Raw genomic sequence first — 21981 nt, 5'->3', positions numbered from 1 at the left:
CAATGCCCATTTACCAGCTTGATGATCTGACCCCCAACATCGACCCCGCCGCCTACGTCGCCGATAGCGCCGACCTCATCGGCAACGTCACGCTGGAAGCCGGCGTCAGCATCTGGTCGCACGTATCGATCCGGGGCGACAACGACGCCATCCTGATCCGCCATGGCACCAATATTCAGGAATCCAGCGTCCTGCATGTGGACAGTGGCTGTCCCATGACGATCGGCCCGAACGTCACGGTGGGCCATCAGGCCATGCTGCACGGCTGCACCATCCACGAAGGCGCGCTGGTGGGCATGCAGGCCATCGTGCTGAACAACGCCGTGGTCGGCCGTAACTGCCTGATCGGCGCGGGCGCGATCATTCCCGAAGGCCGGGTCATTCCGGACAACTCGCTGGTGATCGGCATTGGCAAGGTGGTGCGCGAACTCTCGGAAGAGGAAATCGCCAATTTGCACAAAAATACCGCTCATTACGTGGCGCGCGGCCAACACTACAAGACCGCGCTAAAACGCTTGGCCTGAGCGCCCCGGGCAGCGCCCGAAGCCCTGCTGGCAGCACGGGAATTGGGCCGCCTGATCGGCTAACATTCGCCCATGACCGATCAGCTCAAAAAATACCTTACCGAAGACCGCAGCGTTCGCATTCAGGCCGTGCGCCTGGACGCCACGTGGAAGGCCGTCCAGGCCAACCACGACTACCCGCCCGCCATCACCCACCTGCTGGGCGAACTCGTCGCCGCCTCCACCCTGCTTGCCGCCAACATCAAGTTCGACGGCTCGCTGGTGCTGCAGATCCAGGGCGACGGCCCCATCGCCTTGCTGGTGGTTGAATGCCGTTCAGACCTGAGCCTGCGCGCCACCGTCAAGGTGCGCGAAGGCCACGAAGTGCCCGCCGACGGCACCATGCAAAGCCTGCTGAACCCCGGCGGCAACGGCCGCTTCATCGTGGTGCTGGACCCGCAGCGCAAGCTGCCCGGCCAGCAAACCTACCAGGGCATCGTGCCGCTGGAAGGCGATACGGTGGCGCAAGCGTTGCAGCATTACATGAAGGCTTCCGAACAGCTCGACACGCGCTTGTGGCTGGCCGCCGACGCCGACCATGCCGCCGGCATGCTCGTGCAGCGCCTGCCTTTCCATGGCGGCACCGACGCCCCCCTGCTGACCGAGCAGGCGGCCGCCGATACCTGGGACCGCGTCGTTGCGCTGGCCAGCACGCTCAAGCGAGACGAAGTGCTGGAAGCCGATATCGACACCCTGATCCATCGCCTGTTCTGGGAAGACACCCTGCTGGCGTTCGACCCTGCCACCGTGCGCTGGCACTGCCCTTGCACTCGCGAACGCGTTGCCAGCATGCTGCGCTCGTTGGGTGAAGAGGAAGTCAATAGCGTGCTGGCCGAACGCGGTCAGGTGGACGTGTCTTGCGATTTCTGCGGCAAACCCTACAAATTCGATGCCGTCGACTGCGCCACGTTGTTCTCACCGCATCAGCCCGCGGCTGATGACGTCCCTCCCACCGTGCACTGAAGTTGCCTCGTCCCGCCAGACGGGACGTTTCCATCACACCGGATTGTCCGTATCGACAGGCGGTCATGCCCGCGCCACACTGCGCAGCCATGACCGCCATTTTCTTTGCCGCGCCGCATCAGCGGGGCGCCGCCGCCATTGAATTCGCCGTAGCTGGCGCCATGGTGCTGCTGCTGGGCCTGCTGGGTGTCGAAGCCGCGCGCTGGCAAGCCGTGCGCCAGATGACGCATGTGGCACTGATGGAGGCGGCTCGTGCCGGGGCAACGGCCCACGGCGACCCCATCCCCATGCGCGACGCTTTTCTTCACGGTCTGCTGCCCTTGTACGCCAGCGCCCACGGCGAAACAGGCGCCCGTCGGGAACTGACGCGCGTTCAGTCCGAACTCGGCAAGTCAGTCGGATTGACACCCTGGCGCATCGAAGTACTGGGACCCAACGCCCGCGCGTTCCGCGAGCATGGCGGCAGCGGACTGAACGTGCCCGCAGCGCCAGCCCGCCGAACCATCGACAACAGCTACCAGGATCTGCAACACGCCCGCCGGCCGCCGCGCCCGGGTGGCCCCAGCATATTCCAGGCCAACACACTGACTTTGCGCCTGACCTATCTGCACAAGCCTTGGCTTGCGCCCGTGCGGGCCGTGCTGGCGGCATCAGGGCGCAACAACGCCAGCTACGCCGGCGTCGCCCGCCAACACGGCTTACTGCCGATACAGATTGAACTGGAGATAGAGATGCAGTCAGATCCTGTCGACTGGACCGACAGCGGGCGATATCCCGCCGAGATCGTGGCCGGCACCTGCCGCCAGGCCCGTTGCAACTGAACAGGTGTCCGTCAGTGCCGTGGGGCGGTGCTCGTGGGGCTGGCTGGAGCTCTGCCGGCGTGCCCGCCAGCGCGCGCGGGCGCACCCGGCTTGGCCGCCGCGTCGGAAGTGAGCGCGTCGGCGCCAGCGGGCGGCTGCGCATTCTTCGGCAAGACATAGACGAACACTTCGCCTTCGCGCATCATGCCCAATTCGCCGCGCGCACGCTCTTCAATGGCTCCGGTGCCCCCTTCAAGATCGCGCACTTCGGCTTCCAGCGCCGCATTGCGCGCGCGCAGGCCTTCGTTGGTCTCGCGCTGCTCGGCCACTTGGCGTTGCAGATCCCAGACCTTGAACCAGCCCCCCTTACCCAGCCACAGCGGGTATTGGATCAAGCCGACCAGCACGAACAGCACCAGGAACAACAGGCGCATACGCGAGAACCCTCAGAGCAGTCGTGGCGCGGATGCGGTGGCGGCGCCAGGCGCTGCCACCGCGCTTCCCATCAACGCAGGTTGTAGAAAGCTTCCAGGCCAGGATACGAGGCCACTTCAGCCAGCTCTTCTTCAATGCGCAGAAGCTGGTTGTACTTGGCCATGCGATCCGAACGGGACAGCGAACCCGTCTTGATCTGCATGGCGTTGGTCGCCACGGCGATGTCGGCGATGGTGGAGTCTTCGGTTTCGCCCGAGCGGTGCGACACAACGGCGGTGTAGCCGGCGCGCTTGGCCATTTCGATGGCGGCGAAGGTTTCGGTCAGCGTGCCGATCTGGTTGATCTTGATCAGGATCGAGTTGGCGACGCCCTTCTGGATGCCTTCACGCAGAATCTTGGTGTTGGTGACGAACAGGTCGTCGCCCACCAATTGCACCTTCTTGCCAAGCTGATCGGTCAACAGCTTCCAGCCGTCCCAATCGTTTTCGGCCATGCCGTCTTCGATGGAGATGATCGGGTACTTGTCGCACCAGGTAGCCAGCAGGTTGGTGAATTCCTGCGAGGACAGCGAGATGCCGCCTTCGCCGGCCAGCGTGTACTTGCCGTCGCGGTAGAACTCCGAACTGGCGCAATCCAGGCCCAGGGCGATCTGCGTGCCCGGCTCGTAGCCGGCTTCGGTGATGGCCTTCAGGATCAGTTGAATGGCGGCTTCATGGCTGGGCACGTTGGGGGCGAAACCGCCCTCGTCGCCCACCGCCGTGGACATGCCCTGGCCGTGGATCAGCTTCTTCAGCATGTGGAAGACTTCAGCGCCCCAGCGCAGGGCTTCGCGGAAGCTGCCCGCACCCACCGGCAGGATCATCAGTTCTTGCAGGTCGAGCGTGTTGTTGGCGTGCGCGCCGCCGTTGATGACGTTCATCATCGGCACGGGCATGCTCATGGGGCCGCTGCCACCGAAGTAGCGATACAGCGACAGGCCGGATTCGTCGGCGGCGGCGCGGGCCACCGCCATGCTGGCCGCCAGGATGGCGTTGGCGCCCAGGCGTTCCTTGGACTCCGTGCCGTCCAGCTCGATCAAGGTGCGATCAACGAAGGTCTGTTCCTGGGCGTCCAGGCCCATCAAGGCTTCGGAGATCTCGGTGTTCAGATTTTCAACGGCGCGCAGCACGCCCTTGCCCAGATAACGGCCCTTGTCGCCGTCACGCAGTTCGATGGCTTCGCGGGCACCGGTGGAAGCGCCGGACGGCACGGCCGCGCGGCCCATGGCGCCGGATTCCAGCAGCACATCGCATTCCACGGTGGGGTTGCCGCGCGAATCCAGAATCTCGCGGCCGATGATGTCGACGATTGCACTCATGACTTTACATTCCCTGAACGATAAACATATTCATGACAGCCGCGCCCTCGCGGGCGTTGCGGGCACGGCGGTACTGCCAGGAGTCGTAAAAGGCCTGGGCGGCGGTCATGGACGGAAATTCCAGGACGACGGTGCGACCAGGCTTACGCCCCTCAAGGTGCTTGGTCTCGCCGCCTCGCACCAGGACCTTGGCATCGTACGCGCGCATGGCGAGCGTGGACAGACGCTTGTAGTCCTCGTATTGCGCGGGCTTGGTCACCGTGACTTCGGCGATGATGTAAGCACTCATGGGGTTCCTTCAGAGCAGTGGCGTTGAAAGGGGATTGCGCCGGATGCGGCGAAGCCGCCAGTGTCGCGCAAAGCGGCCTGGCGACACCTGTCCGATGCTAATTGGTTGTATCCGAAAGCAGCGCCGCCGCATAGGGCGGCGCTGGGGGACAGGGCCGCGGCCCCGAGGATCCGCTGACGGAACTCGAGACCGCGCACCCGCATTACGCCCCCTGACCGCGGCGAGACTTCTGCTCGATGGCGGCGCGGATATAGCTGGAGAACAACGGGTGGCCATCACGCGGGGTGGACGTGAACTCCGGGTGGAACTGCACACCCACAAACCACGGGTGGTTGGGCAATTCCATCATTTCCGGCAGGTTTTCGGTCGGCGTGCGGGCGCTGATCACCATGCCGGCCTCTTCCAGGCGCGGCACGTAGACGTTGTTGACCTCGTAGCGGTGACGGTGACGCTCGTTCACTTCGTCGCCGTAGATGGTCTGCGCGCGGGTGCCCGGCTTGATCGGCACGCGCTGCGCGCCCTTGCGCATGGTGCCGCCCAGGTCGGACGAGTTGTCGCGCTTTTCGACCTTGCCTTCGCGGTCCATCCATTCGGTGATCAGGGCCACCACCGGGTGGGGCGCCGACGGATCGAATTCCGTGCTGTTGGCGCCGCCCAGGCCAGCGACATGGCGCGCGAACTCGATGACGGCCAACTGCATGCCCAGGCAGATGCCCAGGTAGGGCACGCCGTTTTCACGGGCAAAGCGAATGGCGGCAATCTTGCCCTCGGTACCGCGCTTGCCGAAGCCGCCCGGCACCAGAATGGCGTCCAGATGCTTCAGTTGATCGGTGCCGCGGGTTTCGATGTCTTCCGAATCGATGTACTCGATGTTGATCTTCGAGCGCGTGTGGATGCCGGCGTGAACCAGGGCTTCCGTCAGCGACTTGTACGATTCGGTCAGGTCGACGTACTTGCCGACCATGCCGATCGTCAATTGATGCTGCGGATGCTCCAGCGCTTCGACCAGGTTGTCCCACATGGACAGATCGGCCGGCGGCGGGGTCAGGCCCAGCGCTTCGCAGACGATGTTGTCCACGCCTTGCTTGTGCAGCATGGCGGGAATCTTGTAGATGGAGTCGGCATCCCAGACGGAAATGACGGCGTCCAGCGGCACGTTCGAGAACATCGAGATCTTGGCGCGCTCGTCGTCCGGAATGGGACGGTCGGCGCGGCACAGCAGCGCGTTCGGATAGATACCGATTTCGCGCAGCTTCTGCACCGAGTGCTGCGTGGGCTTGGTTTTCAATTCGCCGGCGGAGGCGATGAAGGGCACCAGGGTCAGATGCACAAAGGCCGCGTTGTTGCGGCCCATGCGCAGGCTCATCTGGCGCGCGGCTTCCAGGAACGGCAGGGACTCGATGTCGCCCACGGTGCCGCCGATTTCGACGATGGCGACGTCCGTGTTGCCGTTCCAGCCGGCTTCAGCGCCACGAGCGATGAAGTCCTGGATTTCGTTGGTGATGTGCGGAATGACCTGGACAGTCTTGCCCAGGTAGTCGCCACGCCGTTCCTTGCGCAGCACCGATTCGTAGATCTGGCCGGTGGTGAAGTTGTTCACCTTGTGCATGCGAGCGGAAATGAAACGCTCGTAGTGGCCCAGGTCCAGATCGGTTTCGGCGCCGTCTTCGGTGACGAACACTTCACCGTGCTGGAAGGGGCTCATCGTGCCCGGATCGACGTTGATGTACGGGTCGAGCTTCAGCATGGTGACCTGCAAACCACGCGACTCGAGGATGGCGGCGAGCGACGCAGCGGCGATGCCCTTGCCCAGGGAAGACACCACTCCGCCGGTGACAAATACGTATTTGGTCATCGTAATGAGCACCCGGGACGAGCGGGCGCGTGCGGGAAATTTGGATTATAGCCGGGAGGCGGAAGTTATTTGGGTTTTCCCCTAGCGAGTGACGAGTAACATTTGGCAGCACTCAAATGAGCCCCACGACGCGGCGCTTGCGCGTGGGCGAACAGCGCCGTGATATGTTCGATCCCTAATTTTCAGGTGCTGTTTTTTCTCAACACTCGCTCCTCGCCGATGATCCCCTCCGCCCGATCCCCCTCTTCGCTTGCCTGGCGCCTGGCGCTTGTTGCCGTCATCGTGCGCCTGGTCTACGCCGCGCTGGTGCAAAGCACCACGATGTTCGGCCTGCCCCAGTCCGAGCAGATGCGCGAGATGTACAGCCAGCCTCAGTATCTGATGCCCATGCTGACCAACATCGTGGCGTCCGCCGTCATGATCGGGCTGACGGTGTGGGGCACGATGCACGGCTGGCTTCGCCGTCACGACACCACCGCCGTGGACGAACCGCGCAAGCTGTTCGGCACCTTCATCGCCTTGCAGTTGATCTACACCTTGATGGTCTCGGCCGCCATCGCGTACCTGCACAACGTCGGAATGCAATTCCTCATGGTGCAACGCGGCGCGCTGACCGAGCGGTTCGGCATCGACCTGGCCGGGCAGTTTCTCGCCATGGGCGTGCTCTTTCGCGTCGTGAACGTCGTGTTGGAAATCGCCGGTATGTTCGTGGTCGTGCGCATCGCCACCTGGACCGTACAACGCACGGGGCAGGCGGGCGCGCCCGCTTATGATCGGCGCCACGCGGCCTGGAACACCGGCCTGACCGTGCTTGCCTGGCAGTTGACCGTGTCGATCGTCTTGGGCGGCTATCTGCAAATGCTGTTTCTAAATGCCGACTGGCCGTCTTTCGTGTTGGGGTATCTGGTTCTGCCCGCGCTGCTGTTGGTGCTGTGCACGCTGGTTTGCCTGAACATTTTGCCGCGCCAGATGGGCGCAGTGGGGCCGGGGCGGGCCGTGGTCCACGGCACGATTGTGTTCTGGCTGGCGCAGGCGCTGGGTATCGGCATCGGCTATCTGGTCATCCAGGCAATGAGCTGGAGCCAACTGATGCGCGCGGCTCAATCCATAGGCGCGGGCGTGGCGGCACTGGCGGCTTATGCCGCGCTGCTGGCCGTGGGATGCATCCTCGGCAAGCTGGCGCTGTATCGCCAGGCGCACACTGCGTAGGATCGTAGGATGGGTGAAGCGCGCGCGGCAGGGAATCAGTGAATTGCCGCATGCCGCGCGCAACCCATCGGGCGGTGCAGCGTTCTTGCGGTGAGCCGTTGACGCGCGACCGTTGCCTGATGGGTTGCGCGCGTTGGGCGGTTTCTTTCTTGCCCAGTGCCTGCCGCGCTTCACCCATCCTACCGGGTGCGTGCAACGTCTGATCGTAGGATGGGTGAAGCGCGCACGGCTGGGAGCCAGTGAATTGCCGCATGCCGCGCGTAACCCATCGGGCGATGCGACGTTCTTGCAATGGGCCGTTGACGCTCGACCGTTGCTCGATGGGTTGCGCGCGTTGGGCTGTTTCTTTCTTGCCCAGTGCCTGCCGCGCTTCACCCATCCTACCGGGTGCGTGCAACGTCTGATCGTAGGATGGGTGAAGCGCGCGCGGCTGGGCAGCAATGAATTGCCGAACGCCGCGCGCAACCCATCGGGCGGTGCCGCGTGGTGCTTACGCGTTTAGCGGCGCCGTGCTGCGTTCCAGCCAGGCCAGGGCTTCGCCTTCGACCAAGGGTGACAGGCGGTCGAAGACCGTCTTGTGATAGTCGTTCAGCCAGGCGATTTCGTCGGCGCGCAGCAGCGATACTTCAATGCAGCGCGTGTCGATCGGGCACAGCGTCAGCGTTTCAAAGCACAGGAACTCGCCTAGCTCGGACGTCAGCCAGCTGCGGTTGGCGACCAGGTTTTCGATACGCACGCCCCAACGGCCCGGGCGATAGATGCCCGGTTCGTTCGACGTGATCATGCCCGGCTCCATCGCGGTATGCGGCCCCGGCATCGCGCGGTAGGAAATTACCTGCGGGCCTTCGTGCACATTCAGAAAATAGCCCACGCCGTGGCCGGTGCCATGGCCGTATTCCGCGCCGCCTTCCCAGATGGGCGCACGCGCAATCGCATCCAGCATGGGCGACGGCGTGCCGCGCGGGAAGGACGCGCGCGACAGCGCGATCATGCCCTTGAGCACCAGCGTGAAATCCACTTTCTGGTCGGCGCTGGGCGTGCCCACCGCAACCACCCGCGTGATGTCGGTGGTGCCGCCCAGGTACTGGCCACCCGAATCGATCAGCAGCAGGCCATCGCCTTCGATGGTGGCATGCGATTCCGGCGTGGCGCGGTAATGCGGCATGGCGCCATTGGCGTTGAAGCCGGCAATGGTGGCAAAGCTGGGGCAGACGTAGGCCGGGCGGCGGGCGCGGGCGGCGGTGATCTGCTCGTCGATCGTCAGTTCGGTAATGGTTTCCTTGCCCTGTGCGCCTTCGAACCAGGCAAAGAATTCACAGAGCGCCGCCCCGTCCTGCGCCATCGCCCGCCGCACATGCGCCAGTTCGGCATCGGTCTTGCGCGACTTCAGCAAGGTGGACGGGTTGATCGCTTCAATGCGCGGCACCGCCGGATCCATGGCGTGGAACACACCGCAGGTGACGCGCGCCGGATCAATCAGCAGCTTTTGGTCCAGTTCCAGCGAAGCCAGGGCGTCCGCGGCCTGTGCGTACGCGGCCACTTCGACGCCATCGGCGGCCAGCGTGGCGCGCAGTGCGTCGTCGATCTTGCCATCCGCCACGAACAGCGTGGCGTGGTCCAGGCCGATCAGCGCATGGCCAACGAACACCGGGTTGTAATCCACGTCCGCGCCGCGCAGGTTCAGCAACCACGCGATATCGTCCACGGTGCAAATGAAATGCACATCGGCGCCGTGCGCCCGCATGGCGTCACGCACCTGCGCCAGCTTGTCGGCACGCGCCACGCAGGCCTCGGGCGCGACATGTTCGTAAATCTTCGCGTCGGGCAGGCCCGCGCGGTCGGTCCAGATCTCGTCCAACAAATCTTCCCGGATTTCCAGCGTGGCGCCGGACTTGACGGCAGCCGCCGACAAGGCGCGAAACGCGCCCAGACCCAGCACCTGGCCGTCAACGCCGATGACATCGCCCGCGCGGGTGTTGGCGGCCAGCCAGTCGACATGACCCGGCGTGGACGCCAGCGCGATCTTCATCAACTGCACGCCGGTGCCAGCCAGTTGCGCCTCGGCCTGCACCCAATAGCGGCTGTCCACCCACAAGCCTGCGAAGTCGGCCGTGACGACCAGCGTGCCAACCGACCCGGTGAAGCCCGACAACCAGCGCCGCCCCTGCCAGCGCGCCGGCAGGTACTCGGACAGGTGCGGGTCCGAAGACGGAACGATATAGGCGGACAGGCCGCGGCGGCTCATGGCCTGCCGCAATTGGGCGATACGGGCGTCGGTGCTAGACATGGGGGATGGAATCCTTAGCGCAACATGAAAGACATGGCGGCCAGGCTGTTCAGCGTGCGGACGGCCGACTGCATGCTATCCACGGTGAATCGCAAGGTGACGCCGTCCACGCGTTCCAGCGTGGGCCACATGCAGAACAGGTCGGCCAAGGCCGCGCTCTGCGTCTGCAACCGGCATTCTATAGGGGCGGCAATGCGGAAAGGAACGGATTTCACCTCGCCAGAAGCGGAGGCGCCTTGCTTCAGCTTGCGCACGGCGGTTTCGGCGGCGGCGGCGATGGCGCGGCGCGACGCCATCGGCGACAAGGTCACCCCACTGCCCTGACCATGGGCCACCTTCGTCTGCACCCATTCGGCGCCGGGAAACGTGTCGCGGGTTTCCGCGATGAACACGTCATCGCCCGTCGCCAAAATCACCGGCACGCCCATTTCACCGGCCAGCGCACCATACAGGCCCGCTTCACCCAGTTCCATGCCGTTGATGAACACACGCGCGAACGCAAAGCTGTTGATCGTGTGCGCCAGGATGCCCCGGCCTTGCGAGCGCGAGTGATAGCCAATCATGAAGACGGCGTCGCAGCCCTCTTCCAGCCCGCCCATCATGCCCAGGTAGCGCGGCTTGCCCAGCACCAGGCGGGCACGCTCGTCCAGGCCGTCGGGCAGCAGGTTGCGAAAGCCGCCATGCGAGTCATTGACCAGGATCTCGTCGGCGCCGCCCGCGAATGCACCTTGCACGGCGGCGTTGGCTTCGGCCGTCATCCAGGCGCGGGCACGCTCGTATTCGCCATTGCCGGCGCGGACCTGCTCGGGGTGGAAGACGCCGGCGACGCCTTCGATATCGGTGGAAATCAGGATCTTCATGGAATCAACCTTCAAGGAATTCAGAATGCGGTGTCGGCCAGCCATTGGCGCCATTGCGGCGCGGCCTCGCGGATGGCCGCGCGGTGATGGCCGTCGCGCCCGGTGACGGCATCGGCATGCCACAGCGCGGAAATAATGGCTTGCTCGCAGGCTTCGGCGGCCGCTTCGAACAGCGGGTCGATACGGGTTTCATGCAGCATCGCCACAGCCGGCATGGGCTGCTCGACCCGCTGCGGCACGGTGTAGGCGGTGGAAAAGGCCAGCGCGATGTCACCGCTGCCATGGCCGAACACCGAACCCGTGCGCGCCAGGCCCGCGCCCGCGCGCAGCGACAAGCGGCGTAGTTGGCGCGCATCCAGCGGCGCGTCGGTGGCCAGCAACAGGATGATCGAGCCCTTCTCCGGCACGATCGCCGCGTTCTCGCCTTGCTGCGCCAGGCCACGGTCCAACTGGTCCGCCAGCCGGCGGCCGAACGGGCGGCCCGCCACGGTCAGGTTGGGCAAGCGGCCGAAGTTGGCCAGCACCAGCGCGCCGACGGTGTAACGCAAGCCGGGTTGGATGGACGCCACGCGGGAGGCCGAGCCGATGCCGCCCTTGAATGAAAAGCACGACATGCCGCGCCCCGCGCCTACTGCTCCTTGCGCGAACGATTTGGTGGCGCTGGCGTAGGCATCGACGTAATGCGCTTCCTGCACGGCCAGCGCCTGGATGTCGTTCAAGTAACCGTCATTGCATTCGAACACCAGCGGGTTCACGGTGGCCATGCCGCGCCCGATCTCCGGGTTGGCCGCGATGGCCTGGCGGATCTGCGCGTTGGCCACGGTGCCCACGCCAAAGGTGTTGGTCAGCGCGATGGGCGTTTCCAGCACGCCCAGTTCCTGCACCTGGATCAGTCCGGTGCTTTTGCCAAAGCCGTTCAGCACGGTTGCAGAGGCGGGAACCTTGTCGAGATAAGGGTCGCCAGCATGCGGGCGCACGACGGAGACGCCGGTCTGCTGCGCGCCGTCGGCCAGTGTGCAGTGTCCGACGGTGACGTCACCCACGTCGCAAATCGAATCCAGCGGTCCCGACGGCAGCACGCCAATGCGGGGAAAATCCAGCGATTGTTTGTCCATGGTTTTCGCCAAGGTCCTTAATGCAAAACGCCGCCGCCCTTCGTTCAATTCACACGCAACCAATTCGAGTTGCGCGTGGAACGAGGACGGCGGCGAGAAAAACGACGCTTTACTTGCGATCGATCTTCGGATCGAGCGCGTCGCGCAGGCCGTCGCCCAGCAGGTTGAAGGCCAGCACCGTCAGGAAGATTGCCAGGGCCGGGAAGATGGCCACGTGCGGGGCAATCACCATGTCGGCGCGCGCTTCGTTCAGCATGGCGCCCCACTCCGGCGTGGGAGGCGATGCGCCCATGCCCAGGAACGACAAGCTGGCGGCGGTGATGATCGACGTACCGATACGCATCGTGCCGTACACCACGATCGGCGAGATCGTGCCGGGCAGGATGTGGCGCATGATGATCGTCCAGTCGGACGCGCCCACGCTCTTGACCGCTTCGACGTAGGTCATCTGCTTGATCGACAGCGTGTTGCCGCGCACCAGGCGGGCAAACGCCGGCACGCTGAACACGGCCACGGCCACGATCACGTTGATCATGCTGGAACCCAGCACGGCCACCACGCCGATGGCCAGCAGCATGCCCGGAAATGCCAGCAGCACGTCCGAGATACGCATGGTGATGCGTTCCCACCAGCCTTCGTAGTAGCCGGCCATCAAGCCCATGAACGTACCCACGATGGCGCCCATGGCCACCGACAGGAAGCCCGCGGCCAGCGAAATCCGCGCGCCCATCACGATGCGGCTGAAGATGTCGCGGCCCAGCGAATCCACGCCCAGCCAGTGGGTCAGCGACGGGCCGGCGTTCAGCGCGTCGTAGTCGAAGAAGTTTTCGGCGTCGAAGGGCACGATCCACGGCGCGAAGGCCGCGACCACTACCAACAGCAGCACGAAGATGCCGGCGCCCACGCCCAGCTTCTGCTTCTTGAATTTGCGCCAGAACTCGGTGGCGGGCGTACGCACGTCGTTCTTCGGAACGGCGGCAATGGTCGTGGCGGGTGTCGTATTGCTCATGGCCGCCTCACTTGTAACGGATGCTGGGATTGATGACGCCATAGAGCACGTCGACAATCAGGTTGATCAGGATGAATTCCAGCGAGAACAGCAGCACCAGGCCCTGAATCACCGGATAGTCGCGTTGGGTCACGGCGTCAACCAGCAGGCGGCCAAGGCCGGGCCAGTTGAAAACGGTTTCGACCACGATCGAGCCGCCCAGCAAGAAGCCGAATTGCAGACCCATCATGGTGACAACCGGAATCAGCGCGTTGCGCAGCGCATGCTTGATGACGACGCGGCGCTCGGTCAGGCCCTTGGCCCGGGCCGTGCGTACGAAGTCTTCCTGGATGACTTCCACAAACGAAGCGCGGGTAAAGCGCGCCATGACGGCGGCCACCGCGGCGCCCAGCGTGAGGGACGGCAGGATGTAATGTTTCCAGCTGGAGGCGCCCACGGTCGGCAGCCAGCCCAGGTTCACGGAAAACACCTGCATCAGCATCATGCCCAGCGCGAAGGCGGGGAAAGAAATGCCTGACACCGCCAGTGTCATGCCCAGACGGTCGGGCCAGCGATTGCGCCAGACCGCCGAGACAATGCCGATGATCATGCCGAAGGTGACTGACCACGCCATGCTGGCGAGCGTCAACCACAGCGTGGGCATGAAGCGGTCGGAAATTTCGGTCGAGACGGGCCGCTTGGTACGCAGCGAGGTACCCAGGTCGCCTTGCAGCATGTTGCTGAAGTAGCGCACGAACTGCTGCGGCAGGGGCAGATCCAGCCCAAGTTCCTTGCGCACCAGCTCGACCGTTTGCTGGTCGGCCTCCTGGCCCGCGGCCAGTCGCGCCGGGTCGCCCGGAAGCATGTGCACAAACAGGAACACGACCACGGCTACCAGCAGCAGCGTGGGGATCATGCCCAGAAGACGTTTGACGATGTAGGTCAGCATTGAAATTCCTGCAACATCGGCGGGGACACCGCGCCCCCGCCGAATGTGGCCTTACAAGGGCCCGAAGGCCCCGAGAGTGACTGCTAGGTTTACTGCTTCAGGTCGATGTCGCCGAACCAGAACGAGGTGTCCGGTTCCACATACACGCCCGACAGGTTCTTCGACTTCACATACAGGTTGTTCTGGGTCACCAGGAAGGCCCACGGGGCGTCCTTCCAGATGGTTTCCTGAACGTTCTTGTAGATTTCCGTCTTCTTGGCGCGGTCGGTCGTGGCCAGAGCTTCTTGAACGCCGGCGTCAACCGTCTTGTTCGAGTAGTAGGACACGTTGTTCAGCACGGGCGGGAAAGCGGGGGTGGTCAAGAGCGGACGCAGGCCCCAGTCGGCTTCACCGGTCGAGGACGACCAGCCGGCGTAGTACATGCGGACCTTGGCGTCTTCCGGCTTCTGCACTTGCTGCACACGCTGCACGCGCTGACCCGATTCCAGCACTTCCACTTGCACCTTGATGCCGACTTGAGCCAGCTGCTGCTGCAGGAACTGAACCACCTTCACCGAGGTGCCGTCGTTATAGGCGGACCACAGGGTGCTTTCAAAGCCGTTGGGGTAGCCGGCTTCAGCCAGCAGGGCCTTGGCCTTCTTCAGGTCATACGGCCACGGGCCGGTCTTGTGCGCGTAGTCCACACCCTTGGGCACCACGCCGTCAACGACGGTGGCATAGCCCGAGAAAGCGACCTTGGCCAGGGCTTCCTTGTTGATGGCGTAGTTGATGGCTTCACGCACCTTGACGTTGTCGAACGGCTTTTGCTGCGTGTTCATCGACAGGTAGCGTGCCATGATCGAGTTCTGGTGATCGACCACGTCCAGCTTGTCGTTCTTCTTCAGCACGGCGGCTTGTTCGAACGGCACCGGGAAAGCGAACTGCGCTTCGCCCGTCTGCACCACGGCGGCGCGGGTGTTGTTGTCGGTCACGGTACGGAAGGTCAGCGTGTCGACCTTGGGGTAGCCCTTCTTCCAGTAACCGTCGAACTTCTTGACCTTCAGGTATTCAGCCGGCTTCCATTCGACGAATTCGAACGGGCCGGTGCCCACCGGGTGGAAACCGATTTCCTTGCCGTACTTGGCCAGGGCGGCCGGCGAGATCATCATGGCGGCCGGGTGGGCCAGCGCGTTGATGAAGGCCGAGAACGGCTTCTTCAGCGTGATCTTGACGGTCATCGGGTCAACCACTTCGGTCTTGTCGATGACGCTGAACTGGATGTAGCGCGACAGGCGATTGTCCGGGTTGGACGGACGATCGAAGTTGATCTTGACCGCTTCGGCGTTGAAGTCGGTGCCGTCGTGGAACTTCACGCCGGGACGCAGCTTGAACGTGTAGACCAGGCCGTCTTCGCTGACCGAGTAGTCGGTGGCCAGCACCTTCTGGATCTTCAGGTCTTTGTCGAATTCGAACAGGCCTTCGTAGTAGGCCTTGCCGGCAGCCTGGTTCAGGGTGCTGTTGGTGTTGTACGGATCAAGCGTTTCCAGTGCGATGGAGACGGCAAACGTCACGTCCTTGGACGCGTGCGCCAACGGCGAAGTGAGCACACCGAAGGCCACCGCGGCGGCGGCCATCAGCTTGGTGGGGCGCAGAACTTTCATCATTGCAACTCCTGGTTCCAAATTGGAATTAGGGGGTTTGGTGGAAGAAAAACAAGTACGACAACGGAATCAATACGCGCCGCCGACCGCATGACGGGCAACGAAGTGATCGGTTCCAACCTGCACCAGCGGCTGCACCACGGGCTCGTCGCCGAGCTTGCGGATCGGGCTGGGAATTTCATCGGACAACAAGGTGCGCTTGAGGTGACGGCGCGCCGGATCGGCGATCGGCACGGCCGACATCAGCTTCTTGGTGTACGGGTGCTGCGGGTTTTCGAAGATGGCGCGGCGCGGGCCGATTTCAACGATCTGGCCCAGGTACATGACCGCCACGCGGTGGCTCACGCGCTCCACCACGGCCATGTCGTGCGAAATGAACAGGAACGAAATGCCCATGTCGCGCTGCAGATCGATCAGCAGGTTCACGATCTGCGCCTGGATGGATACGTCCAGCGCCGACACGGATTCGTCCGCGATCACCACCTTGGGATTCAGCGCCAGCGCGCGCGCGATGCAGATGCGCTGACGCTGGCCGCCCGAGAATTCATGCGGGTAGCGCTGCGCCATTTCAGGCGGCATGCCCACGCGCTCAAGCAGATCGGCCACGCGGCGTTCGGCTTCCTTGCCCTTGGCCACGCCGTGCACCAGCAGCGGCTCCATGATGGAAAAGCCGACGGTCACGCGCGGGTCCAGCGACGCAAACGGGTCCTGGAACACGAACTGGATGTCGCGGCGCAGGGATTGCAATTCGTTGTTCTTCAGGCTGACGATGTCGCGGCCACCGAACTTGATCTCGCCGCCCTGGCTTTCCACCAGGCGCAGCAGCGAACGGCCGGTGGTGGACTTGCCGCAACCCGACTCACCCACCAACGACAGCGTTTCGCCGGGGTACAGGTCGAAGCTGACCTTCTCCACCGCATGCACGCGGCGTTGCACGCGGCTGAGGATGCCGCCGCGCAGGTCGAAGCGGGTCACCAGGTTGCGCACGGATAGAATCGGCTCGCGCTTGGCGGCCGGCACTTCCTGCGTGCTGGCAACGCCGGGCTCCGCCACGGGCTGCACCTGGCCTTCCACTTGCAGCAAGGGGAAACGCGCGGGCAAGTCGGTGCCTTCCATGGCGCCCAGCTTCGGCACGGCGGACAGCAGCGCCTTGGTGTAGCTGTGGCGCGGCTCGGCGAACACCTGTTCCGACGGGCCTTCCTCGACCTTGTCGCCGCGATACATCACCAGCACGCGGTCGGCCACTTCGGCCACCACGCCCATGTCGTGGGTGATGAACACCACGCCCATGTGCATTTCTTCCTGAAGCTGACGGATCAGTTGCAGGATCTGCGCTTGAATGGTGACGTCCAGCGCGGTGGTGGGTTCGTCGGCAATCAGCAGCGCGGGCTTGCAGGCCAGCGCCATGGCGATCATCACGCGTTGACGCATGCCGCCCGACAACTGATGCGGGTAGCGGTCCAGCACCGACTTGGCTTCCGGAATGCGCACCTGTTCCAGCATGCGCAGCGCTTCGGCGCGCGCGGCGGCGGCGTCCTTGCCCTGGTGCTGGCGGATCGACTCGGCAATCTGGTCGCCGGCGGTGAACACCGGGTTCAAGGACGTCATCGGCTCCTGGAAGATCATGGCCATGTCGGCGCCGCGCACATTGCGCATGACGCGCTGGCTGGATCCGGCCAGATCGATCACGGAGCCGTTACGGCGACGCAGCGCCATGCGGCCCTGGGCGATACGGCCGCCGCCATGTTCCACCAGACGCATCAGGGCCAGGGACGTTACCGACTTGCCCGAACCCGATTCGCCCACGATGGCCAGGGTTTCACCCCGGTCCACATGGAACGACAAGTTGCGCACGGCTTCGACCGTGCGCTCCGAACCCACGAAGCGCACCGTCAGGTCGTCGACCTGGACCACGCGGTTTTCCGGCAGCGCCAGGCTGTTTGCGCGATCAACCATCTTTATTAATCCCCAAAATCAAAACAGAACCCGCCACGCTTATCGGTAGATAGCAGTGACCGGCTTTTCGCCAACGCGGGCGTAACCTCGATACATGCCTTCCGTGTTGAACGGCAAGGCCACATTGCCCTGGGCGTCAACGGCCACCAGGCCGCCCTTGCCGCCAATAGTGGGCAGTTTTTCCATCACGACGCGGTCGGCTGCTTCTTGCAGCGACGCCCCGCAATACTCCATCTGGGCCGCCACGTCGTAAGCGGCGACCATGCGGATGAACATCTCGCCGGTACCCGTGGTGGACACGGCGCAAGTCTTGTTGCTGGCGTAGGTGCCGGCGCCGATCATGGGCGCATCGCCCACGCGGCCGACCTGCTTGTTGGTGATGCCGCCGGTCGACGTGGCAGCGGCCACGTTGCCCTCTGCATCCACGGCCACCGCGCCCACCGTGCCGAACTTCTTGTCGGCATCCAGCGGGTCGGCCGGCGCGGGCTGGCCGCGCGCAACCATGGCTTGGCCGTCATGGTCCAGCACGGCGGCGTCCGGCGTTTCGCGCTGCACACGCAACAATTGTTCGCGGCGAGCCTCGGTAGAAAAGTACGAGGGGTCCACGATTTCCAGGCCTTCAGCCTTGGCGAAGGCTTCGGCGCCCTCGCCCACGAAGAACACGTGCTTGCTGTTTTCCATGACACGGCGCGCCGCGAAAATCGGATTGCGCACGCAGTTCACGTTGGCGATGGCGCCCGAACGCAGCGTGGCGCCGTCCATGATGGACGCGTCCAATTCATGCGTGGCCGCGCTGGTGAACACGGCGCCGTGGCCGGCATTGAACAAGGGGCAGTCTTCCAGCAGGCGCACGGCTTCGGTCACGGCGTCCAGGGCGCTGCCGCCACGGGCCAGCACGGCTTGGCCGGCTGTCAGGATGGACTCCAGGGCGGCCAGGTATTCCTGTTCTTTCTCGGGCGACATGGCCGCGCGGGACATCGCGCCGGCGCCACCGTGAATGGCAATCACGGGTTGAATCATCGTTTACCTACTCCATGGATAAGCCACGGCATCACGGACTGGGTCACCCCAGCGGCTGCCGCAACGGAATTCTCGGCCCGATAGGCCACCGCGGCGGACAGGGCTTCGATCAAACCCAGCGCGGCGGTTTCGGAATTGGGGATCAACTGGCGCGCCGAGTACGCATACAGCACGACGGAGGCCGTGGGCGCCAAGGGCGAGGTGGGCTTGTCGGTCAGCACCAACACCGGCACGCCCGCCTGCTTGGCAGCGGCGGCCAGCGTCACGGTGTCGGCCAGATAACGGGGAAAGCCAATGGCAATGACCAGATCCTTGTCGGTCATGCGCGACATCTGGCGCGCCGCGTGCGACACGCCGCCCGGCCCGGCCAGCGACTCGACGGAGCGCAGGTGCATGCACAAGCCGCGCTGCAACAGGCCGGCCAGGAAACCGCTGGCGCCGAAACCGATGATGAAGACGCGGTCGGCGGCCAGGATGGCTTGCACCGCCTGCTCACAGGCGCCCGAGTCCAGCGCCTGCAAGTTGCGCTGGGCGTTGCGGATGTCTTCTTCAAGCGTGGCGGCAAAGATCTGCACGGCGCTGGCGGAATGCGCCAATTCGGTGCGCAGCTTTTCCACGGGTTCCAGCGCGGCTTCGAAGCCGCGAGCCAGCTCGGCGCGAAACTGCGGGTAGCCCGGCAAGTCCAGGGCGCGCGCAAAACGGTTGGCCGTTGCCACCGACACGCCGACCGCTACGGCGAATTCGTCGATGGTCATGGTGGCCACGCGGAATTGATGCGCCAGCACGTATTCGGCCATCTTGTGCTGAGTCCGGCTCAGCGCGGGCTGAGCCCGGGCGATCCGATCAGCGATCGACAGTACGGCCTTGGTCATCTTTTTTGGGGGTGCGTCTTAGCGGGTGTTTGTGTAAATCTGTTTACACGCAAATTTTAAATAAGAAAATTCCTTTTCATACTAAGGGTATACCCGTGAATTTATGTAACGGTGGGCGAAAAGAAACGGGGTCGGTTTGAGGTACGCTATTGGCGCCTCTTTTCTTGCCTTGGAATGCCGCCATGCCCAATTGGATCTGTAAGCCCCACCAGGAGCTGACCGTTGCCGAGATCTACGCGATTCTCCAGCTACGCACCGAAGTGTTTGTCGTTGAGCAGGAATGCATCTTTCAGGACATCGATGGAAAGGATCTGGTCGGGCAGACTTCGCACTTGATGGCCTGGCAGGACGGTCAGTTGGCGGCGTATTGCCGGATTCTGGATCCGTCACTGAATAAGAACGGTGATATCGAGATCGGCCGGGTTATCAGCGCGCCCTGGACGCGAGGTCAGGGGCTGGGGCATGAATTGATACGCCATGCGATGGCGGAGGTGCGCAGGTGTTGGCCGGGGCGTGCGATGTACTTGGGTGCGCAGGCCCGGTTGCGGGGGTACTACGGCGGGCACGGGTTTGTGCAGGTGACCGAGGAATATATGGAAGACGGGATTCCGCATGTGGGGATGCGGTTGGCGTAGGCCCGGCGCGCACGCATGAAAAAAAACGCCCCTTGCGGGGCGTTGTCGTTACAGTGCCGAGACGTCTAGCTTGGCCAGGGTTTTGGACTGGATTTCGTCGACGGTTACGCCGGGAGCCGTTTCCAGCAGCTTCAAGCCATTTTCCGTGACTTCCATCACGCCCAGGTCGGTGATGATCAGGTCGACCACCCCCACGCCAGTCAGCGGCAGGTTGCATTCGGGCAGCAGCTTGATGTCTTCGGTGCCGTCCTTCTTCTTGGCCACGTGTTCCATCAGGACCACGACGCGGCCGACGCCGGCCACCAGGTCCATCGCGCCGCCCATGCCCTTGACCATCTTGCCGGGAATCATCCAGTTGGCCAGGTCGCCCTTTTCGGACACCTGCATCGCGCCCAGGATGGCCAGGTTGATCTTGCCGCCGCGGATCATTGCAAACGAATCGGCGGACGAGAAGATCGACGAGCCGGGCAGCGTCGTCACCGTCTGCTTGCCGGCGTTGATCAGGTCAGCGTCGACTTCGGCGTCAGTGGGAAACGGGCCAATGCCCAGCAGGCCGTTCTCGGATTGCAGCCACACCTCAACACCCTTGGGCACGTGGTTGGCCACCAGGGTCGGCAGGCCGATACCCAGGTTCACATAAAAACCGTCTTGCAGCTCGCGCGCGGCGCGCGCCGCCATTTCATCGCGGGACCATGCCATGTCGTCTTCTCCTTAGGCCGGGCGAGTGGTGCGTTGTTCGATGCGCTTTTCCGGCGTCGTGTTCAGCACGATCCGTTGCACATAGATGCCGGGCAGGTGGATCTGATCGGGATCCAGGCTGCCGGTGTCAACGATTTCTTCGACTTCAACCACCGTGAACTTGCCGGCCATGGCAACGTTCGGGTTGAAGTTGCGGGCCGTCTTGCGGAACACCAGGTTGCCGCTGCGGTCGGCAATGTGCGCCTTGACCAGCGACACGTCCGGCGTCAGCGAACGTTCCATCACGTATTGCTGGCCGTCGAACTCGCGGATTTCCTTGCCGTCGGCCACGATGGTGCCCACGCCGGTGCGGGTGAAAAAGGCGGGAATGCCGGCACCACCAGCGCGCAGCTTCTCGGCCAGTGTGCCCTGCGGGGTGAACTCAAGCTCAAGTTCGCCCGACAGGTATTGGCGTTCGAATTCCTTGTTTTCGCCCACGTAGGACGCGATCATCTTGCGCACCTGGCGCGTGTTCAGCAACTGGCCCAAGCCAAAGCCGTCGACGCCCGCATTGTTGCTGACGCAGGTCAGGTCCTTCACGCCCGAATCGCGCAGCGCGGCGATCAGGGCCTCGGGAATACCGCAAAGGCCGAAACCGCCCACGGCGATCATCTGACCGTCCTTGACGATGCCTGCCAGCGCCTCCTGGGCGCTTGCAAAAACCTTGTCCATCGCTCCAACTCCTAGTTAAGGTCTAACCGAAGAGAGCCCGCCCCGCCGCTTGCGCGGTGTGTCCCATGGGGGAACAAGAAAATCGGGGAAAGCCCTGTTTTTCCTTGGAGCGCGGCTGCCGGCGTCGGCCCCAGATGGCATCACGATACTGCCCGATGTCTCTGAGTCGCGGCGCCGAGGGTGGCGCGCCCCTTTATTTCTCTTGTGATTTTGCGCTTGATTTTAACGGCATGACGGGCGATTCCGCGCCCCTAATCTCAAGCAGCGTCTCAAGCGGCCGCCTGAAATTGCGTGGCCATCTGCGCCAGCACTTCGGGCGGCCACGGTGCGGACGTATTGGCCACGTAGTCCATCCAGACTAGCACGTTGCGTCCGCGCGCATAGGGGCCGGCGTCGTCGCCGACCTTCTCCAGCAACAGCTCGAATTCCGCGCTGGAACGGCCAATGCGCGTGACCTTGTGGATGACGCGAACCGTGGCCGGATAGGTCAGCGGGCGCAGGAAATCGCAAGACGCGTGGGCCAGGATGGCGCCGTTGTCAGCGGGCAGCTCGAAGCCCGCGTTGTACAGGATCTGCATGCGAGCCTCTTCCATGAGGCGGAAATACAGCGTGTTGTTCAGATGATTCAAGGCGTCTGAGTCGCCCCAACGCAAGGGCAACTCCACCTGATGGGTATCGCCCACCGCCAGAATCCGCGCAGACAGATTGTCCGGGTTCACCGATTACTCCTGAAGGCTAAAAGAAATACGAAGGCATGCACGGCCTCCGCCTGCAATAC

21 protein-coding genes are annotated in these 21981 nt (G+C 63.8%); 5 read left to right on the top strand and 16 right to left on the bottom strand.

What is annotated here, in order from left to right:
* Positions 1-2: 2 nt before the first annotated feature.
* From ELS24_RS07445 to ELS24_RS07435, 3 genes are all read left to right on the top strand, one after another.
* Positions 3-524 (top strand): gamma carbonic anhydrase family protein, encoded by a 522-nt coding sequence (locus ELS24_RS07445; RefSeq protein WP_050447685.1) that lies wholly within the window; start codon positions 3-5, stop codon positions 522-524.
* Positions 525-596: 72 nt separating this feature from the next.
* Positions 597-1526 carry an Hsp33 family molecular chaperone HslO gene (gene hslO, locus ELS24_RS07440; protein WP_127183765.1) on the top strand — a complete coding sequence of 310 codons (930 nt, stop codon included), beginning with the start codon at positions 597-599 and terminating at the stop codon, positions 1524-1526.
* Between the two features lie 89 nt (positions 1527-1615).
* Positions 1616-2347: a pilus assembly protein gene (locus tag ELS24_RS07435; RefSeq protein WP_127183764.1), complete on the top strand. Its 732-nt coding sequence runs from the start codon at positions 1616-1618 to the stop codon at positions 2345-2347.
* Between the two features lie 11 nt (positions 2348-2358).
* On the opposite strand, the gene ftsB is transcribed toward ELS24_RS07435, so the two are convergent.
* The 4 genes from ftsB to ELS24_RS07410 form a co-directional block, all read right to left on the bottom strand.
* Complete coding sequence (ftsB, locus tag ELS24_RS07430) at positions 2359-2760, bottom strand: cell division protein FtsB (protein WP_050447682.1); 402 nt, start codon at positions 2758-2760, stop codon at positions 2359-2361.
* Positions 2761-2831: 71 nt separating this feature from the next.
* The gene (gene eno, locus ELS24_RS07425; protein ID WP_050447681.1) at positions 2832-4118 is read right to left on the bottom strand and encodes a phosphopyruvate hydratase; all 1287 of its coding nucleotides are present in this window, start codon (positions 4116-4118) and stop codon (positions 2832-2834) included.
* A 4-nt stretch (positions 4119-4122) separates the two neighbouring features.
* Positions 4123-4407 carry a DUF1330 domain-containing protein gene (locus ELS24_RS07420; protein ID WP_050447680.1) on the bottom strand — a complete coding sequence of 95 codons (285 nt, stop codon included), beginning with the start codon at positions 4405-4407 and terminating at the stop codon, positions 4123-4125.
* Between the two features lie 202 nt (positions 4408-4609).
* On the bottom strand, positions 4610-6262 hold the full coding sequence (locus tag ELS24_RS07410; RefSeq protein WP_050447679.1) for a CTP synthase: 1653 nt from the start codon (positions 6260-6262) through the stop codon (positions 4610-4612).
* Positions 6263-6481: 219 nt separating this feature from the next.
* Here ELS24_RS07410 and ELS24_RS07405 point away from each other — a divergent pair, with 219 nt between their 5' ends.
* The gene (locus tag ELS24_RS07405) at positions 6482-7471 is read left to right on the top strand and encodes a hypothetical protein (RefSeq protein ID WP_127183763.1); all 990 of its coding nucleotides are present in this window, start codon (positions 6482-6484) and stop codon (positions 7469-7471) included.
* A gap of 490 nt (positions 7472-7961) precedes the next feature.
* Here the strand turns inward: ELS24_RS07405 and ELS24_RS07400 are convergent, their stop codons facing one another.
* From ELS24_RS07400 to ELS24_RS07360, 9 genes are all read right to left on the bottom strand, one after another.
* Entirely contained in the window at positions 7962-9758 is a 1797-nt protein-coding gene (locus ELS24_RS07400; protein ID WP_127183762.1) for an aminopeptidase P family protein, read from the bottom strand.
* Positions 9759-9772: 14 nt separating this feature from the next.
* A complete protein-coding gene (locus tag ELS24_RS07395; RefSeq protein ID WP_127183761.1) occupies positions 9773-10618 on the bottom strand; it encodes a M55 family metallopeptidase in 846 nt (281 codons plus the stop codon).
* 20 nt (positions 10619-10638) lie between these two features.
* Positions 10639-11733: a P1 family peptidase gene (locus tag ELS24_RS07390; RefSeq protein ID WP_127183760.1), complete on the bottom strand. Its 1095-nt coding sequence runs from the start codon at positions 11731-11733 to the stop codon at positions 10639-10641.
* Positions 11734-11842: 109 nt separating this feature from the next.
* Positions 11843-12742, bottom strand: a complete 900-nt coding sequence (gene gsiD, locus ELS24_RS07385; protein WP_050447674.1) for a glutathione ABC transporter permease GsiD — start codon at positions 12740-12742, stop codon at positions 11843-11845.
* 7 nt (positions 12743-12749) lie between these two features.
* Positions 12750-13670: a glutathione ABC transporter permease GsiC gene (gene gsiC / locus ELS24_RS07380; protein ID WP_050447673.1), complete on the bottom strand. Its 921-nt coding sequence runs from the start codon at positions 13668-13670 to the stop codon at positions 12750-12752.
* Between the two features lie 89 nt (positions 13671-13759).
* Complete coding sequence (gene gsiB / locus ELS24_RS07375) at positions 13760-15313, bottom strand: glutathione ABC transporter substrate-binding protein GsiB (RefSeq protein WP_050447672.1); 1554 nt, start codon at positions 15311-15313, stop codon at positions 13760-13762.
* A 66-nt stretch (positions 15314-15379) separates the two neighbouring features.
* Positions 15380-17266: a dipeptide ABC transporter ATP-binding protein gene (locus ELS24_RS07370; RefSeq protein ID WP_127183759.1), complete on the bottom strand. Its 1887-nt coding sequence runs from the start codon at positions 17264-17266 to the stop codon at positions 15380-15382.
* A gap of 39 nt (positions 17267-17305) precedes the next feature.
* Positions 17306-18286: an isoaspartyl peptidase/L-asparaginase family protein gene (locus ELS24_RS07365; RefSeq protein ID WP_050447670.1), complete on the bottom strand. Its 981-nt coding sequence runs from the start codon at positions 18284-18286 to the stop codon at positions 17306-17308.
* Positions 18283-19158: a MurR/RpiR family transcriptional regulator gene (locus ELS24_RS07360; protein WP_050447669.1), complete on the bottom strand. Its 876-nt coding sequence runs from the start codon at positions 19156-19158 to the stop codon at positions 18283-18285. The genes ELS24_RS07365 and ELS24_RS07360 overlap by 4 nt, the downstream gene beginning before the upstream one ends.
* Before the next feature lie 182 nt (positions 19159-19340).
* Here ELS24_RS07360 and ELS24_RS07355 point away from each other — a divergent pair, with 182 nt between their 5' ends.
* Positions 19341-19793, top strand: a complete 453-nt coding sequence (locus ELS24_RS07355) for a GNAT family N-acetyltransferase (protein WP_050447668.1) — start codon at positions 19341-19343, stop codon at positions 19791-19793.
* A gap of 48 nt (positions 19794-19841) precedes the next feature.
* Here ELS24_RS07355 and ELS24_RS07350 read toward each other — a convergent pair whose 3' ends face one another.
* The 3 genes from ELS24_RS07350 to ELS24_RS07340 form a co-directional block, all read right to left on the bottom strand.
* Positions 19842-20492 (bottom strand): CoA transferase subunit B, encoded by a 651-nt coding sequence (locus ELS24_RS07350; protein WP_050447667.1) that lies wholly within the window; start codon positions 20490-20492, stop codon positions 19842-19844.
* A gap of 12 nt (positions 20493-20504) precedes the next feature.
* Positions 20505-21203, bottom strand: a complete 699-nt coding sequence (locus ELS24_RS07345) for a CoA transferase subunit A (RefSeq protein WP_050447666.1) — start codon at positions 21201-21203, stop codon at positions 20505-20507.
* 269 nt (positions 21204-21472) lie between these two features.
* Positions 21473-21922 carry an acyl-CoA thioesterase gene (locus tag ELS24_RS07340; protein WP_050447665.1) on the bottom strand — a complete coding sequence of 150 codons (450 nt, stop codon included), beginning with the start codon at positions 21920-21922 and terminating at the stop codon, positions 21473-21475.
* Between the last annotated feature and the right edge of the window lie 59 nt (positions 21923-21981).

This window comes from Achromobacter spanius, assembly GCF_003994415.1.
Classification (GTDB): domain Bacteria; phylum Pseudomonadota; class Gammaproteobacteria; order Burkholderiales; family Burkholderiaceae_B; genus Achromobacter; species Achromobacter spanius_C.
This window is presented reverse-complemented; position numbering and strand designations above follow the sequence as displayed.

Coding starts and splice junctions, on each gene's coding strand:
- ELS24_RS07445 (WP_050447685.1), top strand. CDS start 3: ATGCCCATTTACCAGCTTGATGATCTGACCCCCAACATCGACCCCGCC.
- hslO (WP_127183765.1), top strand. CDS start 597: ATGACCGATCAGCTCAAAAAATACCTTACCGAAGACCGCAGCGTTCGC.
- ELS24_RS07435 (WP_127183764.1), top strand. CDS start 1,616: ATGACCGCCATTTTCTTTGCCGCGCCGCATCAGCGGGGCGCCGCCGCC.
- ftsB (WP_050447682.1), bottom strand. CDS start 2,760: ATGCGCCTGTTGTTCCTGGTGCTGTTCGTGCTGGTCGGCTTGATCCAA.
- eno (WP_050447681.1), bottom strand. CDS start 4,118: ATGAGTGCAATCGTCGACATCATCGGCCGCGAGATTCTGGATTCGCGC.
- ELS24_RS07420 (WP_050447680.1), bottom strand. CDS start 4,407: ATGAGTGCTTACATCATCGCCGAAGTCACGGTGACCAAGCCCGCGCAA.
- ELS24_RS07410 (WP_050447679.1), bottom strand. CDS start 6,262: ATGACCAAATACGTATTTGTCACCGGCGGAGTGGTGTCTTCCCTGGGC.
- ELS24_RS07405 (WP_127183763.1), top strand. CDS start 6,482: ATGATCCCCTCCGCCCGATCCCCCTCTTCGCTTGCCTGGCGCCTGGCG.
- ELS24_RS07400 (WP_127183762.1), bottom strand. CDS start 9,758: ATGTCTAGCACCGACGCCCGTATCGCCCAATTGCGGCAGGCCATGAGC.
- ELS24_RS07395 (WP_127183761.1), bottom strand. CDS start 10,618: ATGAAGATCCTGATTTCCACCGATATCGAAGGCGTCGCCGGCGTCTTC.
- ELS24_RS07390 (WP_127183760.1), bottom strand. CDS start 11,733: ATGGACAAACAATCGCTGGATTTTCCCCGCATTGGCGTGCTGCCGTCG.
- gsiD (WP_050447674.1), bottom strand. CDS start 12,742: ATGAGCAATACGACACCCGCCACGACCATTGCCGCCGTTCCGAAGAAC.
- gsiC (WP_050447673.1), bottom strand. CDS start 13,670: ATGCTGACCTACATCGTCAAACGTCTTCTGGGCATGATCCCCACGCTG.
- gsiB (WP_050447672.1), bottom strand. CDS start 15,313: ATGATGAAAGTTCTGCGCCCCACCAAGCTGATGGCCGCCGCCGCGGTG.
- ELS24_RS07370 (WP_127183759.1), bottom strand. CDS start 17,266: ATGGTTGATCGCGCAAACAGCCTGGCGCTGCCGGAAAACCGCGTGGTC.
- ELS24_RS07365 (WP_050447670.1), bottom strand. CDS start 18,286: ATGATTCAACCCGTGATTGCCATTCACGGTGGCGCCGGCGCGATGTCC.
- ELS24_RS07360 (WP_050447669.1), bottom strand. CDS start 19,158: ATGACCAAGGCCGTACTGTCGATCGCTGATCGGATCGCCCGGGCTCAG.
- ELS24_RS07355 (WP_050447668.1), top strand. CDS start 19,341: ATGCCCAATTGGATCTGTAAGCCCCACCAGGAGCTGACCGTTGCCGAG.
- ELS24_RS07350 (WP_050447667.1), bottom strand. CDS start 20,492: ATGGCATGGTCCCGCGATGAAATGGCGGCGCGCGCCGCGCGCGAGCTG.
- ELS24_RS07345 (WP_050447666.1), bottom strand. CDS start 21,203: ATGGACAAGGTTTTTGCAAGCGCCCAGGAGGCGCTGGCAGGCATCGTC.